11 protein-coding genes are annotated in these 16,604 nt (G+C 48.7%); 6 read left to right on the top strand and 5 right to left on the bottom strand.

The window, feature by feature from the left end; genetic code table 11:
- The 3 genes from PV783_RS14435 to xrtN all read left to right on the top strand — a co-directional run bounded on the left by PV783_RS14435 (nucleotide 1) and on the right by xrtN (nucleotide 7,918).
- Entirely contained in the window at nucleotides 1–3,966 is a 3,966-nt protein-coding gene (locus PV783_RS14435; protein ID WP_420988513.1) for an alpha-L-arabinofuranosidase C-terminal domain-containing protein, read from the top strand.
- 101 nt (nucleotides 3,967–4,067) lie between these two features.
- Nucleotides 4,068–6,584 carry an XrtN system VIT domain-containing protein gene (locus tag PV783_RS14440; RefSeq protein ID WP_420988514.1) on the top strand — a complete coding sequence of 839 codons (2,517 nt, stop codon included), beginning with the start codon at nucleotides 4,068–4,070 and terminating at the stop codon, nucleotides 6,582–6,584.
- Nucleotides 6,578–7,918, top strand: a complete 1,341-nt coding sequence (gene xrtN, locus PV783_RS14445; RefSeq protein WP_420988515.1) for an exosortase N — start codon at nucleotides 6,578–6,580, stop codon at nucleotides 7,916–7,918. The genes PV783_RS14440 and xrtN overlap by 7 nt, the downstream gene beginning before the upstream one ends.
- Here xrtN and PV783_RS14450 read toward each other — a convergent pair.
- Nucleotides 7,908–8,324: a hypothetical protein gene (locus PV783_RS14450; protein WP_235015872.1), complete on the bottom strand. Its 417-nt coding sequence runs from the start codon at nucleotides 8,322–8,324 to the stop codon at nucleotides 7,908–7,910. The genes xrtN and PV783_RS14450 overlap by 11 nt on opposite strands.
- Before the next feature lie 84 nt (nucleotides 8,325–8,408).
- On the opposite strand from PV783_RS14450, the gene PV783_RS14455 reads away from it, so the two are divergent.
- Together PV783_RS14455 and PV783_RS14460 are read left to right on the top strand one after the other, a co-directional pair.
- A complete protein-coding gene (locus tag PV783_RS14455; protein ID WP_420988516.1) occupies nucleotides 8,409–9,227 on the top strand; it encodes a lysophospholipase in 819 nt (272 codons plus the stop codon).
- Nucleotides 9,228–9,256: 29 nt separating this feature from the next.
- Nucleotides 9,257–10,042, top strand: coding sequence for a porin family protein (locus PV783_RS14460; RefSeq protein ID WP_420988517.1), 786 nt, complete (start codon nucleotides 9,257–9,259; stop codon nucleotides 10,040–10,042).
- 53 nt (nucleotides 10,043–10,095) lie between these two features.
- On the opposite strand, the gene PV783_RS14465 is transcribed toward PV783_RS14460, so the two are convergent.
- Entirely contained in the window at nucleotides 10,096–10,812 is a 717-nt protein-coding gene (locus PV783_RS14465; protein ID WP_363434961.1) for a 3-ketoacyl-ACP reductase, read from the bottom strand.
- 103 nt (nucleotides 10,813–10,915) lie between these two features.
- Between PV783_RS14465 and PV783_RS14470 the strand changes: the two genes are divergently transcribed.
- Nucleotides 10,916–11,785: an aldose 1-epimerase family protein gene (locus PV783_RS14470; RefSeq protein WP_420988518.1), complete on the top strand. Its 870-nt coding sequence runs from the start codon at nucleotides 10,916–10,918 to the stop codon at nucleotides 11,783–11,785.
- Nucleotides 11,786–11,829: 44 nt separating this feature from the next.
- On the opposite strand, the gene PV783_RS14475 is transcribed toward PV783_RS14470, so the two are convergent.
- From PV783_RS14475 to PV783_RS14485, 3 genes are all read right to left on the bottom strand, one after another.
- Entirely contained in the window at nucleotides 11,830–12,345 is a 516-nt protein-coding gene (locus tag PV783_RS14475) for a hypothetical protein (RefSeq protein WP_079468184.1), read from the bottom strand.
- 66 nt (nucleotides 12,346–12,411) lie between these two features.
- Nucleotides 12,412–15,546 carry an efflux RND transporter permease subunit gene (locus PV783_RS14480; protein ID WP_420988519.1) on the bottom strand — a complete coding sequence of 1,045 codons (3,135 nt, stop codon included), beginning with the start codon at nucleotides 15,544–15,546 and terminating at the stop codon, nucleotides 12,412–12,414.
- An 11-nt stretch (nucleotides 15,547–15,557) separates the two neighbouring features.
- The gene (locus PV783_RS14485) at nucleotides 15,558–16,601 is read right to left on the bottom strand and encodes an efflux RND transporter periplasmic adaptor subunit (protein ID WP_420988520.1); all 1,044 of its coding nucleotides are present in this window, start codon (nucleotides 16,599–16,601) and stop codon (nucleotides 15,558–15,560) included.
- Nucleotides 16,602–16,604: the final 3 nt, after the last annotated feature.

A 16,604-nucleotide genomic window follows, 5' to 3' on the forward strand; every position in this document is an offset into this window, starting at 1 on the left:
ATGAACCGCATAAAACAAGGCTTTCTGGCCGTTATCTGCCTGCTTGCAGGGAGTATCCCAGCCATTGCCCAGAAAAGGGCTGAAATCACCGTAAATACCACCGAGAAGGGGGCTGCTATCCCGGCTACCCTGCACGGTATTTTCTTTGAAGAAATCAGTCACGCCGGTGAAGGAGGACTATACGCTGAAATGGTGCAAAATCGCGGCTTTGAAGATCACCGCATTCCGGCTGGTACTAAGCTGGAAAACGGCTGGCTGGTGCCTTTCCCGCAAAAGCCGCATTTCATGCTGCACGGACAGGTATCCGACTGGAAAATGGAATGGCCGCTGCAAAGCCGGTGGCCGGCGTGGCATGCGGAAAACAATGCGCAACTTTCGCTGGTAACGGATCATCCGTTGAATGTCGCCACGCCGCACGCGATGCAGGTGAAAGTAACCGGCAAAGACGCAGCCCTTGTTAACGAAGGCTTCTGGGGCATGAATGTGGAGAAAGGAGCCGCTTACCGGTTGTCCTTCTTTACAAATAACGTTAAAGGATACACGGGAAAAGTAACCGCTTCCCTGCAAACGGCATCAGGACAAATCCTGGCAGATACCGTGTTGCAGATGGGCGGCACCGCTTCCTGGAAAAAATATAATGCCACTCTTACAGCGAAAGGAAGCGATCCTGCCGGACGGCTGGTGCTTACCTTTCACCAAAGCGGCACCCTGCTGCTGGATATGGTATCGCTGTTTCCGGTGCATACCTTCCGGGATCGCCCCAATGGCATGCGTGCGGATATTGCCACCCTCATTCAACGAATGAAACCGGCCTTTGTACGCTGGCCCGGCGGCTGCTATGTGGAAGGTATCACTGTGGAAAGTGCGCCCGACTGGAAAACTACGCTCGGCCCGGTAGAACAGCGTACGGCTTCGTATAGCCCATGGGGTTACTGGAGCAGCAACGGCTTCGGATATCATGAATACCTGCAGTTTTGCGAAGATATCAACGCCGCGGCACTGTATGTTTTTAATGTGGGCATTTCCTGTGAATACCGCAGCGGCACCTTTGTGCCGGACGATAGTGTGGCGCCGTATATCCAAAGCGCGCTGGATGCGATCGAATACGCGATTGGTCCGGTTACCTCCCGTTGGGGAAAACAACGCGCTGCCAATGGCCACCCGGCGCCGTTCCCGCTCAGGTACGTAGAAGTAGGCAACGAACAGCATGGTCCGGATTATGCAAAACGGTACAATGTTTTTTATAACGCCATCCACAAAAAATATCCGCAGATAGAAATCATTGCCAGTATGGGCATCGGCGACGTAAACCGGCATACCCTCGACAGCATGCAGCATACAGATATCGTGGATGAACATGCCTATAAAGATGCCGGCTGGAGCCTGCGCAACTTTGATCACTTCGATAAATACAAACGGGGCAACTGGCAGATGTATGTAGGAGAGTATGCTACCAACGCCGGCGTAGGAAACGGTAACATGCAGGCCGCCCTCAGTGATGCGGTTTATGTAATGAGCATGGAGAAGAATGCCGACCTGGTGAAGATGAGCAGCTATGCGCCTTTACTGGTGAATGAGCATGATGTGGACTGGCCCGTGAACCTCATTCATTTCAACGCAGGCGCCAGCTTTGGAAGGATCTCCTATTACGCGCTGAATATGCTGAATGATCATAAAGCCACTTTCAACTATCCGGTAACAACCATGTTGCTGCCGGAAAAGAATGTAACGCCAAAATTTTCGGGAGGTATTGGCCTCGCTACCTGGGATACGGAAGCGGAGTATAAAGACATTACCGTCGTGCAACAGGGCGATACTGTTTACAACAGCCGCCTTGACCCGCAGCTGACAGACTGGCTTCCGGTAAGAGGCAGCTGGAAGAGACAAACCGGTGTACTGGCGCAAACAGCTGCCGGTGCGCAGCAACTGGCTATCCTGAAAGGTCATCACTTTAATGCCTATACGCTGTCGCTTAAAGCCCGGAAAACCGGTGGGGTAAATGCTTTTATTATTCCTTTTGCTGTAAAAGATACTAATACCTGCTTACGTGCCCATATTGGCTCCTGGCTGAATTCCAATGCCATGTTTGAAAGTCTTACCAACGGATACGATGTGGCTGGTATCAGCAACCCGGTGCGGTTGAAAGCCCCGCTGGAATCCGGTCGCTGGTATGATATCCGCCTCGAAGTAAACAATGATGAAGTGAAGTGTTTCGTAGACAATTCACTGCTCATGACTTACCGCGAACCACAGAAGTTATTTTCTATTGCAGGCAAAGATGAAAAGAACGGCGACATTATCCTCAAAATCGTGAATGCCGGCGAAAGCGCTGTAGATGTGGATATTCGCCTGAACGGAGCTGCAGTGAATCCTGTTGCGCAGGTGATCACGCTAACAGCCGGCAAGCCGGACGCGGAGAATTCATTTGCATCCCCGGAAGCTTACACACCGCATACTTCCACGATTCAGAATGCAGCGGCGCAGTTCAGCTGGAAAGTACCTGCGTTGTCGGTGAACATTATCCGCCTGAAATCACCGCGTATAGTATTTAATGTGCGTATGCCCGAACCGGCTGCAGGCGTATATGAAGTGGAAATGAATTACAAGGCGGACAGCGCCACCCACACCACGCTGAAGCTCCCGGTGTGGACGCCGGGTTATTATCAACTGATGGACTATGCCGGTCAGGTGAAAGATTTTCATGTATATAGCGCCACCAATGACACATTACCGTGGCATAAAACAAATGCCAACAGCTGGGAGATCACCCATGCGCCCGGTGCAGAAGTAAAGGTCACTTATAAAGTAACTGCCCGCCGTAATTTTGTTGCTACCAGCTACCTGGATAAGGACCACGGCTATATTACACCCGCCGGTGTTTTTATGCATCCAGCGGGGAAAACGGATTGGCCTGTTGTCCTCACTTTACAGCCATATGGCAACTGGCAGGTGGCTACGGGAATGGATACACTGAGTAAGCATACTTACACCGCCGAGAGCTTTGATGTGCTGTACGACAGCCCTTTACTGATGGGCGACCTGGAATCGTTTCCCGCGTTTAAAGTAAAAGGGATCCCTCATTATTTCACCGCTTTTCAGCCGGGTAACTTCAACCGTGACCAGTTTATGAGCGACCTGGAAAAGATAGTCGGCACAGCAGCCGGGATCATCGGGGATATTCCCTATGATCACTATACCTTTCTGGGAATCGGGCCAGGCCAGGGAGGTATAGAGCATTTGAATTCAACGGCCGTATCTTTTACCGGGGAAGAATTAAATGATAAAGCAGCACGCCAGAGAACCTATAGTTTCCTGGCACATGAATATTTCCATCATTATAATGTAAAGCGGATTCGCCCGGTAGAACTGGGACCTTTTAATTATGATGCTGCCAATCGTACAAAGCTGCTGTGGGTATCGGAAGGATTCACGGTATACTATGAGTACCTCGTGCTGCAAAGGGCGGGGCTGATGTCGGGTGCCGACTTATTGCAGGCATTGAACCGGCATATACAGTCGTGCGAACAACGGCCGGGCAACAAGGTACAATCTGTTACCGCTGCCAGCTATGAAACCTGGGATGATGGCCCCTTTGGCGGTGATCCGGCCAAAACCATTTCCTGTTATGAAAAAGGGCCGGTGCTTGCCTTCCTGCTGGATCTGCGGATCCGTTATGCTACACATAATAAGCAATCGCTCGATGATGTGATGCGGGCTTTATACCGGCAGTATTACCTGCAACTCCAACGCGGATTTACACCAGCCGGGTTCCGGGAAACCTGCGAAACCATTGCCGGACAATCCCTGTCCGACTTTTTTGTATATGTGGAAACGCCCGCTCCTGTTAACTATCAGCAATACCTGGCTTATGCCGGTTTAACAATGAATAAGACGGGTATACATACACTTCCTGCTCCCAACATATTGCAACAGGATATCCGTAAGGCATACGGTATAACTGATTAGTTCCTGGCGATGATTTTCTAATCAAGCTGATTTTTATTTATACTTTGTAATGCAAAGTACTTTTTATTTTATATATTTGGGGCGTATTCAAATCATCTATAATGGAAGTCAATACCTCCAGAACCCTGCCGGCGCCTTATGTGTTCGGCCTTACATTGCTATGTTTCGCCCTTATCGCCAGGTGCTATTCCGCCTTTCCACCGGCAGGTACAAATTCCGACGGCGTATTCATCATTACACACCTGATCACCTTACTTTATTTTTTCAGTTGCTGGATCGGCGGCTTTCTTAAACCCTGGGAGGGAAGAAGAAAAGTGATGTCGGTATTCGTAGTGCTGCTGCTCACAGATGCCTATACGGTGAATGAGTCCATTCGTGTATTTGAATCATCTTCCACCTGGTCGGCGGTTATGCTGATTTTTATTTGCGCCAATATACTGGCATTTGGATTTTTTGAAAGATGGCCGGAATGGGTGAAGTACCTGCAATGCGCGGTGCTTGGCTTTACATTGCTGCTGCCCTTTTACCTGGCTTTTTACCTGTTGCCGGTGTACCTGGTAAGCCTGATCGGCCTGTTGGCCATCGGACTTTCCATCGTTACATTTTCACCCATTTTCCTGCTCTGGTTTAACTTCCGGATGGTGAGAAAACTGGTATGGCCGGTGCGCAGCTACCGGCTCACCTACTTGTGGTCGGGCGCAGTGGCTGCACTGGCAGTAATACTATACATGGTGGCGTATGCGAACGACAAAAGCAAAATGGAGCACGCCTATACGAAAAGTAATATTGCAGTAACAGAGGAGTTGCCACCCTGGATCAAGGCCGCGCAGGAGGCCGGGACCAGCTTTATAACAGCGCAGCTGCTGAAAACAGATATCGTTTATACCAGCCCGGGTGTGCAGTCGGGCTTCAATCTTTGGGATATGCCCGACAGGGAGTTTGGAGAAAGACGAACACATGATCCGCTGTTTATGACCGCCGGCGCATTTTTGGGTACTATAACTATCCCGGAAGAAGACCGCCTGAAGATGCTGAACGTAATGTTTGATAAAAGACATTATACGGTAGACCGCTACTGGACCGGAAAAGACCTGGTAACTACCGGCGTAAGTACAACCGCCAACATCTGGCCACAGTATCACCTGGCCTATACGGAAAATATTTACACGGTTAAAAATATTCCCAAACGCAGATGGAGCAGCAGCGAAGAAGCCATTTACACATTTCATCTCCCGGAGGGCGCAGTAGTTACTTCGCTGTCATTGTGGATCAATAACCATGAAGAGAAAGCCATCCTCACCACCCAGGCGAAAGCCACGGAAGCCTATTCGGAAATTGTAGGCCGGCAACAACGCGATCCGTCGGTGGTACACTGGCAGGAAGGCAACCGCGTAGTAGTACGTATATTCCCCGTACTACAGAATGAAGAACGGAAATTTAAGATCGGGATCACTTCGCCATTGAAAGTGCAACACGGTAAACTGGTGTATCAACCGGTATGGTTTGAAGGCCCGGCACATGAGGATGCGCATTACGAAGTAAAACTCAATATGGATAAATGGCCCGGAGAACTGAGCTATCCCGGTGGGTTCTATTCAGACAAGGGGAAGACGGTCGGAAAAACCGGGAAGTATGATGCGGACTGGGAGTTGACAATGCGCAATGAAGCAACAGACAATGCTGCCTTCAGCTTTAACGGTCAGCGATATACGTTGTTGTCCTACCAACCTTCCTATGAATTATTTGTACCGGAAAACTACTACCTGGATGTAAATAATAGCTGGAGCTATGATGATTACCGGGAGATCATCTCTCAACTCAACAATAAAAAGGTATGGATATTTCATCCCCGCAAAGGAATGATGGCAGTGAAGGAAGATAACAAGCAAGCACTCTTCAGCGAACTGCACGATCAACGCTTTTCCCTGTTCCCCTTTTATAAAATAACCAACCCTGCAACAGCACTGGTGATCAGCGCTTCAGACAATATTTCGCCTCAGCTCAGCGACCTGGATACTTCCGCTTTCAGGAATAACCTGCGCCTTTTTCTATCTCACGAAAAAATAAGATTATACAATATAAGTAATACCCTAAGCCCTTACCTGGCTACGCTGAAGGAGTCACGGTCACTGGTATACGAAAACGGAACAAAGGATCAGTTGCTGGCGCAGTTACGTAACAATAGCTTCCTGCGCCAGGAGGAAGACAGTAACCAGCTGATTATGGAAGATGCGCAAATCCGCATTGCCCGCAGCATGGATAACACTCAAACAGAGGGGCCGGATCACCTGGCGCGCCTGTTCGCTTACAATTCCATCCTGAAAGAACTGGGGCCAAAAGTTACAGGAGAAGATTTGTCTTCCGATACAGCGCTGATCAATGCCGCCAAAGCTGCTTACGTGGTCACGCCGTTGTCCAGTTTAATTGTGCTTGAAACACAGGCCGACTACGATAAATTCAAGATCAGTGATGATGTAAACAGCCTGAAAAATGCTTCTCTGAAAGGTCATGGCGCCGTACCCGAACCGCACGAATGGGCGCTTTTCATCATAGCAGTGGCCATACTTGCCTATGTACGGTTCGAAAAATTATTCAAACGAAAAAGAAGCGCATGCTAACGTTACCGCATACACGTATATTGAATAAAGGAACAAAACTGCCGGTATTATTGCTGGCAGTTTATACCGTACTGGGCATTTTACAACTGCAACATTATTTCTCCTGGGAGAGTACTTTCTTCCTGCTATGCGTAATAGCGATGGGAGTGGTGTTGAAGGTGGACAAGTCACGCCCCGGCAGTATGCGTTGCGGCTGGATAGCCCTGTTCTTTTTGTTACTGTCGTGGCAAATCCCTGTATTAACTTTCCGGTATGCAACGCTTATTACCACCTTGTTTTTTGTAACAGAATTTTTTTTCGGGAGATTACAAACGCTCACTTTCATCACTGCTGCACTCATTGCGCCGGCAATTAATTTTGTGGTAAACGTATTCAGTTTCCCGATCAGGTTATGGCTCACCGGTGTGGCTGGTAACATACTGGCAGGCATTAATCCGCAGGTTACCACCACCGGCAACATGATCCTGCTGGGAAGTAATGAGTTCAGTGTAGACCCTGCCTGTATGGGTTTACAGATGATGCTTACTTCACTACTATGTGGTGTGATGCTGATAGCCCTTTACCAGCGCCGTTATCAGAAAGTACTGCCGTTAACCGGTATTGTGGTGGTGTTAGTGGCCATTTCCGCGTTAAACATAATCGCTAACCTGTTCCGGATTATATTGCTGGTGCAGTTTGCTTTACCTCCGGAAACAATGGCGCATGATGCGATGGGGATCGCCACGCTGCTGATCTATGTGATCCTGCCGCTGCTCCCCGGCATCAAGTGGATGCTGCAACGTTACGGAAAAGTAAACTCCGCGTACAATGGCGTGCAGCCGCCACCGTTATATGGCTGGCTGTTACACGCGGTGCTGGCTGCCGGTATTATTGGCGGACACTTTTTTATGACCCCAAGAAGCACCGCTTCCGGTGAAATGGATCAGCAGGTAAAGCACCTGTCCGGCTATAGCTACGCCGTATTGGACGGTCATATCGTCAAACAAACAAAAACTAATGCCTTATTGTATGTAAAAGGAATCCCGGGATTTTATTTTACGGATCATCAGCCCATGATCTGCTGGAAAGGAAGTGGCTTTGGGTTTTATAAGATACAGGAAGCAACTATACAGGGTGCGAAAGTGTATACTGCTGAATTGAAAAAAGAAAACAGTACGTTGTACACTGCCTGGTGGTATGAAAGCCGTACCCGCCGCAGCAGCAGTCAACTCGAATGGAGATGGGATGCGCTCTGCAGCGGGAATAATTATTACCTGGTAAATATTACGGTAGAAGATAAATCCTTACTGGAACCGGAAATACGGGCATTGCTGCATACGCATCTTATTCAGTGATCACTTCTGTTTCTTCTTTATGCCTGGGTTGATAATACAGGTAGAAATAAGCCAGTATTAATATCCCGGTTACAAAAGGAATCAGGGCGAGATGTTTAAAGGTGATATCACCTGTTATTACCTGTGTGTCAAAATGGAAAAACTCACTGATCATCCAGTAGGAGTTGGCCGCAATCCATACAGAAATCGCCACATTGTGGCACAGCTCCGACATAAACTGGCGGGTACGCCACGCGATCACGATGGAAATGATCAGGGTGGGGAAGATCATCGCTACGCCCAGGGGCTTCCATATCATGCACCAGCTGATATCTTTCAACAGCCAGAAAACAATATGAAGGTTTTCCATCTTACGGTAACTTAAAGGAATGCTGTATACCGGCGAAGTGGTGGCTTGTTTGCTCATTTGTGTTATTCAGTTAATTTTATCTGGTTGAAATAGGGCGTAAAGATATTCTTTATCTTCGTTTCTGCACCAGCACCTCCGGCTATGAATGAATTTTACTGGTTTTATCAGCGTACCAGGTTTCATGGTATCAACTGGATCCCTGAAAACTTCGGACGGGTCATGATCATTGTACATGGCATTGGCGAGCATATTGGCCGCTACGATCATGTGGCCGCCTTTTTCATGAAGGAAGGATACCTGGTGATTGGCATCGATCATTACGGCCATGGTAAAAGCGATGGAGCAAAAGGCGCGACCAAAGGCTTTGAATTTATGTTTGATTATTTACAAAGCTTCGTGCGGCATGTGGAAGATACCTATCACAAACCGGTGGTAATGTATGGTCATAGTATGGGCGGCGGCGTGCTCACCGGCTTCTTACTCCGGCGGCAGCCGGAAATCATGGCGGCGGTTATTTCCGCGCCGGCTTTGATCATTGGCATGCGCCCCGGCGGTTTTCTGAAAGGCGTGCTGAAAGTGGCCAGCGCCATAGCTCCCAATATCCGGATCAAACAAGGACTGGACATCAATAAAATTTCACATGATAAGACCGAAGTAGAGAAATTCAGGGCTGATCCCATGCGACATGATAAACTGAGCCTGCGGCTGGCCAACGATATGATCCAAAACGGCGCCTGGTGCCTGTTACACGCGGCTGAACTATGTGTACCATCGCTGCTTATCCACGGCAATGCCGATGAATTTACCGCCGTGGAAGGCTCCCGCTTATTTGCTGAAAGGGCGCCCTCCGCCTTGCTTACCTACCGTGAGTGGGAGGGCATGTACCACGAAATGCATAATGAGCCCGCCAGCCGGGAAGTATTATTGTTTATAGCGGGCTGGCTAAGTAATGTGAGATAAGTAGTAAATTCGGTTACAATTAATTAACTATGAAATTCTATCGCTCTTACAAATGGCTCCTGCCTGTTCTCCTGCTATGCTGCTGTATACAGGCAAATGCACAGGTTGATCTTGGTGTCCGCGGAGGCATCAGTATCCCGAATCTTACTGCCGGCGGTAGTGAGAGCAACCCCCTCAATACGGGCTACAGCTCGCGCCAGGGACCGGATTTCGGCATCCTCGGTGAATATCACATCAGCAAACTCTTTTCTATTGAAGCCATGATCTCCTACTCATCACAGGGTGGTAAAAAAGAAGGGATACAGGCATTCCCGTTTCCCCGTGAAATGGCCGGAGCATTGCCTCCCAGCGTGCCCCCGCCAACCTATCTGTATGCAGATTTCGAGAGCCAGGCAAAGCTGAACTACCTGATGGTGCCCATCCTCGCTAAATTTGGCTGGAACCTGGGACCTACCTCACCCTTACGCCTCTACGTGGATGCAGGTCCGTTCTTCGGCTTCCTCCTGAGTGCCAAACAGGTCACCAGCGGCAGCAGCATCCTTTACCTCGATGAGGAAGGTAAACAGCCTATTACGCAGCAACCCCAGTCGTTCGACAAAACAACAGACATCAAAGACCAGTTGCATACTTTTAATGTGGGAGTAAGCGGGAACTTAGGACTGGCCTATATCTTCGGCCGTCACCAGGTATTTGTGGAAGGGGGTGGAAACTATGGTTTCCTCAATATCCAGGAAGGCAGTGCCAATGGTAAAAATAATACCGGCGCCGCTACGGCCTCAATCGGGTATGCCTATCGCATTTGTAATAAAAAATAAAAGGATACCCTTGTTTCAGCAGGAAGGCGCCTGCTGAAACAAGGGACCTGTCGTTATGGATTGGTAGACCATAACCCGGCTGATTTCACCAGCACTCTTCTGTTCAGCTTCAGCTGCGCCACTACAAACTCCGCCAGGTCTTCCGGCTGCAATACTTTGTCCGGGTTACCATCCGTTAAATTCAGGTCTTTTGCCATATCCGTTGCAATGGTGCTCGGTGTTAAGGCGCTCACCCGGATATTGTGTTTCCTTACTTCCAGCATCAGCGACTCTGTTAAGCCCAGCAGGCCGAACTTGGAAGCGCTGTAAGCACTGGTAAGCGGTGCGCCCCGTTGCCCTGCAGTGGAAGATATATTGATGATGTCACCGGTTTTTCTTGCTATCATACCCGGTAATACAGCACGGGTTACATAATACACGCCCAGCAGGTTTACCCGGATAATCTGCTCCCATTGAACGGGGTCCAGGTCCATAAAATTGCCAAAAGCAGCAATGCCGGCATTGTTGATCAGGATATCGGGTTCCCCCAATTCTTTTGTCAGCTGGGCCACCGCCTCATTCACCGCGGGAAGATCACTCACGTCTGCAGTTGCATAAGCTACTTTTACGCCCAAACCACTGATTTCCTTTGCCACTGCTTCCAGCGGTCCGGCACTACGTCCCAACAGGGCTATATCTACGCCTTCCTGTGCCAGCGCTATTGCCAGCGCACGACCTATGCCTTTGCCACCACCGGTGATCAGGGCCTTTTTTCCTTTTAATGATTCCATAATGCCTTCGCTTTGTAAGGTTTAAAAATACCTGGCAAAGGTACAAAGCTTTGTTCCATTTACAGCCTATCTTCGCATTGTTCCATTATAACAGCTTCAGATTATGATACAGATATCCAACGAAAAACTCACCGTACAGGTGAACCCCCAGGGAGCAGAACTGCAGAGCATTGTGAGGAAAGATACCAGCCTCGAATATTTATGGAGTGGCGACCCCGCCTTCTGGGGCAAGAAAAGCCCCGTATTATTCCCCATAGTAGGGGGCCTGAAAGAAAATACCTATCAATACCGCGGGGAACTCTACACGCTTGGCCGCCACGGCTTTGCCAGGGAGCAACTGTTTACAGTAACGGAACAGGGAGCGGAATATGTAAGTCTCCGTCTCTCGGATAGCGAAACTACCCGTAAAGTATATCCCTTCCGGTTCGACTTTACGATCCAGTACCTCCTGCAGGACGATCAGTTACAGGTTACCTACCAGGTGCTCAACCGGGATGATAAAACCCTGCTCTTCTCTGTAGGCGCCCATCCGGCCTTTAAATTGCCGCTGGTGCCGGATACAACATATGAAGATTATTACCTGTATTTTAATAAAGAAGAAGAGGCAGGGATCTGGCCATTATCCGCAGGCGGACAGGTAGAAACCACTCCCGTTCCATATCTTCAGCATACGCACGAACTGCCGCTGAAGAAATCCCTGTTTTACAATGATGCCCTGGTATTCAAAAACCTGGCGTCTACGGCCATCAGCATCAAAAGCAACCGTACCCCGCATGGCTTAACGCTGGCCTTTGAAGGCTTCCCGTATATGGGCATCTGGGCGGCTAAAGATGCCGACTTTGTTTGTATTGAACCCTGGTGTGGAATTGCTGATAGTGTAGATGCTACCGGGGAGTTGGAAGGGAAAGAGGGGATTAACCGGCTGGCGCCGGATGGATTGTTTGAAAGAACATGGACAGCAACGATATTTTAAAAAGATGAAAAGCTGGTAGTTGTTACTACCAGCTTTTCATCTTTTTAAAAATTATATCCGGCTTTCAGGCCAAAGAAACTTCTGGTGCCATCTTTAAACCACGCCTCATACTTGGCTTCTACATCAAGACCCAGTATACGGATACCAACACCCGGAGCTACCAGTCCGCCTACACCGCTGTAGTTTTTACCGGTATATTGAACAGTACCACCTTCTACCTTCACATAAAGAATAGAGATCAGGTTATACCGCAATCCCAAACGGATAGGTACCACATTGTAATCCGAATAGTTACCGGTTACACCGCCTGTGTTAAAGCTTTTACCGCCAAAATGAAAGTAGCTCACGGAACCCACAGCAGTTAAACCTGCTATCAGCTTTACATCAGCGCCCAAACCAATACCATAACCGGTATTGTGGGTATCACCGAAGTCGCCTACCGGGAAGCCTGCTTCAACAAAAGGTCCGATACTGAATCGTTTCAATTGTGCCTGTGACGACTGTGAACTGATACAGATCATCAGGAGCATGGTTGCAAATGCCAGGAAGATTTTTTTCATAAGAACTAATTTTCAGAGGATTGGTGACTAGCAAATTAGCCATAAAAGTAAGGAACTAATTGCTAATTACGAATTGTGAATTATAGCATGAGGCGATAATACCGATTCGTCCTCTTCCCGGTCTTTCCGTTTATGCGAACTATGCCCGTTGTTGTTAATCGCTTCAATCCTCGGTGGAATGAGTTTATACACCACCGGTGTAACAATACGCGACAACAAAGTAGAGCTGATCAAACCACCTATCAGCACAATGGCCAGCGGCGCAATCAGTGGATTAGTGGATATCGCTACAGGAATTAACCCGCCGATAGCCGTGAGGGATGTGAGCACAATAGGCAGGAACCGTACCTCGCCGGCCTCGCGGATGGCGGCTTCCAAAGGCTTGCCCTGCATCCGCAACTGGTTGGTAAAGTCTACCAGCAAAATCGTGTTCTTCACCTCAATACCTGCCAGCGCTATCAGTCCGATGATCGCAACAAACGACAGCGAATTGCCGGTGAGCCACAACGCAATGGCGGCGCCAACAATACCCAAAGGTATCACCGATAAAACAATGAGCATACTCTTAAACGTTTTGAACTGAAGGATCAACACGGCCACAAAAAGGAAGATGGTGACAATGATCACACTCATAAATCCTCCAAAGGAATTTTTCCGGCTCTCTACTTCTCCACCCATCTCGTAAGTGTATCCTGCAGGTAGTTTCAGGGCATCCATCTGTTTTACTACATCTTCTATCACCTGGTCGGTCAGGAAGCCCTTCTTTATAAAAGCGCTCACCGCTACTACGCGGTTTTTCTCCTGGTGCTTAATAGTCAGGGGAGATGTTTCCAGCTGCAGCTGTGCCACCTGTGAAAGCGGAATCGCGGTTCCCTGGCTGTTGTTCACGTACAGATCTCTGAATACATCCAGCGTGGGTTTGGCTGTTTTCTGCTTGGTAAGCAGGATGTCGTAGTCATTATCATTCTGGTCGTTATACTGACCGAGGTTAATACCGGCCACGGCTAAACGTACCACCCTGTCGATATTGGCGGTGGGGATGCCCAGCTGCTGCGCCTTTTCACGGTCTATCCGCACGCGGATATCCGACTTCAGGTTACTTACCGGGTTGTTGATATAAATGGTGCCCTGGGTTTTCTCCAGCATCTTTTCCACATTGCCGGCTAAAGATCGTAAGGTATCCAGATTATCTCCAAACAACCGTACTTCCACCGGCGCTACCATCGGCGGTCCCTGCTCAAAGTTTTTTACCTCTACTTTGGCGCCGGGATAAGGTGTCCATTTTTTACGGAGCGATTCAATCAGTTTGTTTTTGTCGGCCGGACTGGTATGTGGATCCAGTTGCACAAAGAGCTGTGCATAATCACTTTTTTCATTTTCCTGTATTTCGTTGTAATAGATACGGGGATTGCCTTTGCCGATATTACTGGCATACGAGCTTACCATCTTTTCCTGCTTCAGTTCTTTTTCTATCTGCTGCACAATACTGTTGGTATAGCTCAGGTTCGACTGTGGCGGAGCAAAAATATTGATAAGAAACTGCGGCTTTTCTGATGCAGGAAACAGGCTGAAACCAATCACCTTAAATAACCCGACGGAGGCGCCAAAAATTACCAGTGACACCAAGATAGTGATCACGGGGCGATGCAATGCTTTGTCGAGCAGCTTTGCATAACTGCCGTGGATCAGCCTTTTGAGCAAACGCATAAACAGGTTGCCTTCCGGATTACCGGTGTGCTCCTTCAGCAAACGGCTGGCAAGGAACGGGATAATAGTCAGCGACACGGCCATAGATGCCAGCACGCTGAAGATCACTGCCAGCGGGAGACTACGGATAAAATCGCCACTGCCTTCCGGCATAAATACCAGCGGCATAAACGAAATAACCAATGCGGCGGTGCAGCCGATTACCGCCAGCCCTATCTGTGAAGTGGCTTTCAGCGTGGCTTCCATACGGCTATGTCCTTCCAGTATCCATCTTTCTATATTCTCTACTACCACAATACTATCATCTACCAGTAGTCCCAATGCTACTACCAATCCTACAATGCTCAGTTGATTCAGGCTATAGCCAAATAGCTGCAGTAATACAATACCAATAGACAACGACAGGGGGATAGAGATCATCACAATGAGTGCCGGCCGCTGACCCAATGGGAGCAGGGTAAAGGCCACCAGCAGGATAGCAATGATAAAGTCTTTTCCCAAACCACTTAAACGGCCGTTTACGGCGTCGGCCTGGTCGAAATACTGCACCAGGTCGATATTGGCGGGCAACGTCTTTTTGAACTTCTCAATTACCGGCTTATAAGCGATCTGTGTTTTGGTAATATTTTCACCGGTTTTCTGTGCTGCGGATACCACCACACACCGGTGACCATTCAGCCGTACAAAATACTTTTCGTCTTCAAAACCATAATATACGCGGGCAATATCTTTCAGGAAAATATTTTTCCCGTTACCGGCAGATACAATCGTGTTGCTGATTTCATCGATGTGCTGATAGTTACCGCTGGTTTTGATATTGAAACTTTTATCACCCGCATCGATACTACCACCAGGTATATTGGCCATTTCACTTTGCATGGCTGTCATCACGGTATTCACCGGCAGATGGAGCTGCGCCATTTTATCCAATTGCAGTTCTACCCTTACCTGTTGTTCCGGCAAGCCATGCAGCTTTACGTTTTTCAGGGATGGCACTTTCTCCAGTTCATCCTGCAATTTATCGGCATAGTAGCGGAGTTTGTCGCGGGAGGTGTTTTCAGAGATTAACGCTACCTGCAGGATATTTACATCAGAGGGTTCCTGTTTCTGCACTTCAATGCTGTAAATATCTGCCGGCAGTTCCTGCCGTTTGTTGTTTACCTCTCTCACCAGTTCCTGGTATTTCTGGTCTACGTTGGAGCTGTATTTATATTCCACGTGCATAACGGCCACACCATCGCTGATGGAGGTACGAACACGTTTCATGTCGTCCAGTCCGTAGATTTCTTTTTCCAGTGGATCTACCACCATGTCTTCCATGTCTTTAGGGCTGGTACCGGGGTACACTACAACGACATTGAATTGCGGCGATCTCAGTTCCGGATCTTCGGAGCGGGGCATATTGAGGATGGTGGTGATGCCCAACACGATGATCATTATGAATATCACCAGCGTGAACTGGTAATTTTTGACGGCATATCTGGCTATTTTCATGATCGTAATAGTTATTGGATGATACGGATAGGTGATTGATCCTTCAGATAGGCACTGCCGGAAATAATGAGTGCCTTCGCCTGTTCCATGCCGGTGCTGATGAGTACATTTTCTTTTTCCATACCTGCGATGGTAACGGGTATTTTCTGCGCGGTTTTATTGTCGTTGGTTACAAATACGAAACCGCTGCTGCCGTTACCATCCAGGAGAGAGGCGTATGGAATACTCCATGCCGTGCTGCCGGAAACTGCGCCGGCGTGAATATGACAGCGGCCAAACATGCCGGCCGCGATAGCGGCGGGCTTGTTGCCGGTGAGTTGTACATCAATGAGGAAGGTGCCGCTTTGTGCATCAATGCCTTCAGATTTACGTGTAACCGTACCAGTGAGTGAATCGCCGGGGATGCCGGATATTTCAATGCTGGCTTTGTCGCCGTTTTTTACCTGTGCCCATTCCCTGTCGCTCACGCCTACACGAAGTAACCAGTGCGAGCTGCTGGCGCCATTGGTTTGTAATACCGGTGTGCCTGCATTCACCATTTGTCCGCTGCTCACCAGTTTATGCAATACATACCCATCCTGTGTGGCGTGAATAGCAGAGAAGCTGCGGTTAAACTGGGTAGTGCTCAGTTGCTGCCTGGCCTGGTCCATAGTGGTTTTGCTGTTTTCCAGCTGTTCCTGTGTGGCTACGCTGTCGTTATGCAACCGTACAATACGCTGGTAATCGCGCTGGGCTTTCTCAAAGGCCAGCTGGTCTTTTTGCACCTGCGCATTTATTTCTGTGAGATTGAGTGTTGCCAGTAATTGTCCCTTATGTACTTTATCCCCCTCCTTTACCAGGATGCTGCTGATGATACCGTTGGTTTTGAAAGAAAGATATACTTCATCATCGGTGGTAAATTGCCCGGAAGCATTGATCGTAACGGCAGTTCCCTGTTTTTCCAGCGGCATGATCTTCACCGGGATGGTATCGGAAACGGTGGTGGTAGCTGCCGGTTTGCTGCCGCAGGAAAACAGCAACAGGGAGAAGGGCAGCAGGAGCAATGTATTTTTCATGGG

This window comes from Chitinophaga sp. CC14 (assembly GCF_048957795.1).
Taxonomy (GTDB): Bacteria; Bacteroidota; Bacteroidia; order Chitinophagales; family Chitinophagaceae; genus Chitinophaga; species Chitinophaga ginsengisegetis.

What these genes read in the sequence shown, in the direction of transcription:
- PV783_RS14435 (WP_420988513.1), top strand. Translation starts at nt 1, where the DNA reads ATGAACCGCATAAAACAAGGCTTTCTGGCCGTTATCTGCCTGCTTGCA.
- PV783_RS14440 (WP_420988514.1), top strand. Translation starts at nt 4,068, where the DNA reads ATGGAAGTCAATACCTCCAGAACCCTGCCGGCGCCTTATGTGTTCGGC.
- xrtN (WP_420988515.1), top strand. Translation starts at nt 6,578, where the DNA reads ATGCTAACGTTACCGCATACACGTATATTGAATAAAGGAACAAAACTG.
- PV783_RS14450 (WP_235015872.1), bottom strand. Translation starts at nt 8,324, where the DNA reads ATGAGCAAACAAGCCACCACTTCGCCGGTATACAGCATTCCTTTAAGT.
- PV783_RS14455 (WP_420988516.1), top strand. Translation starts at nt 8,409, where the DNA reads ATGAATGAATTTTACTGGTTTTATCAGCGTACCAGGTTTCATGGTATC.
- PV783_RS14460 (WP_420988517.1), top strand. Translation starts at nt 9,257, where the DNA reads ATGAAATTCTATCGCTCTTACAAATGGCTCCTGCCTGTTCTCCTGCTA.
- PV783_RS14465 (WP_363434961.1), bottom strand. Translation starts at nt 10,812, where the DNA reads ATGGAATCATTAAAAGGAAAAAAGGCCCTGATCACCGGTGGTGGCAAA.
- PV783_RS14470 (WP_420988518.1), top strand. Translation starts at nt 10,916, where the DNA reads ATGATACAGATATCCAACGAAAAACTCACCGTACAGGTGAACCCCCAG.
- PV783_RS14475 (WP_079468184.1), bottom strand. Translation starts at nt 12,345, where the DNA reads ATGAAAAAAATCTTCCTGGCATTTGCAACCATGCTCCTGATGATCTGT.
- PV783_RS14480 (WP_420988519.1), bottom strand. Translation starts at nt 15,546, where the DNA reads ATGAAAATAGCCAGATATGCCGTCAAAAATTACCAGTTCACGCTGGTG.
- PV783_RS14485 (WP_420988520.1), bottom strand. Translation starts at nt 16,601, where the DNA reads ATGAAAAATACATTGCTCCTGCTGCCCTTCTCCCTGTTGCTGTTTTCC.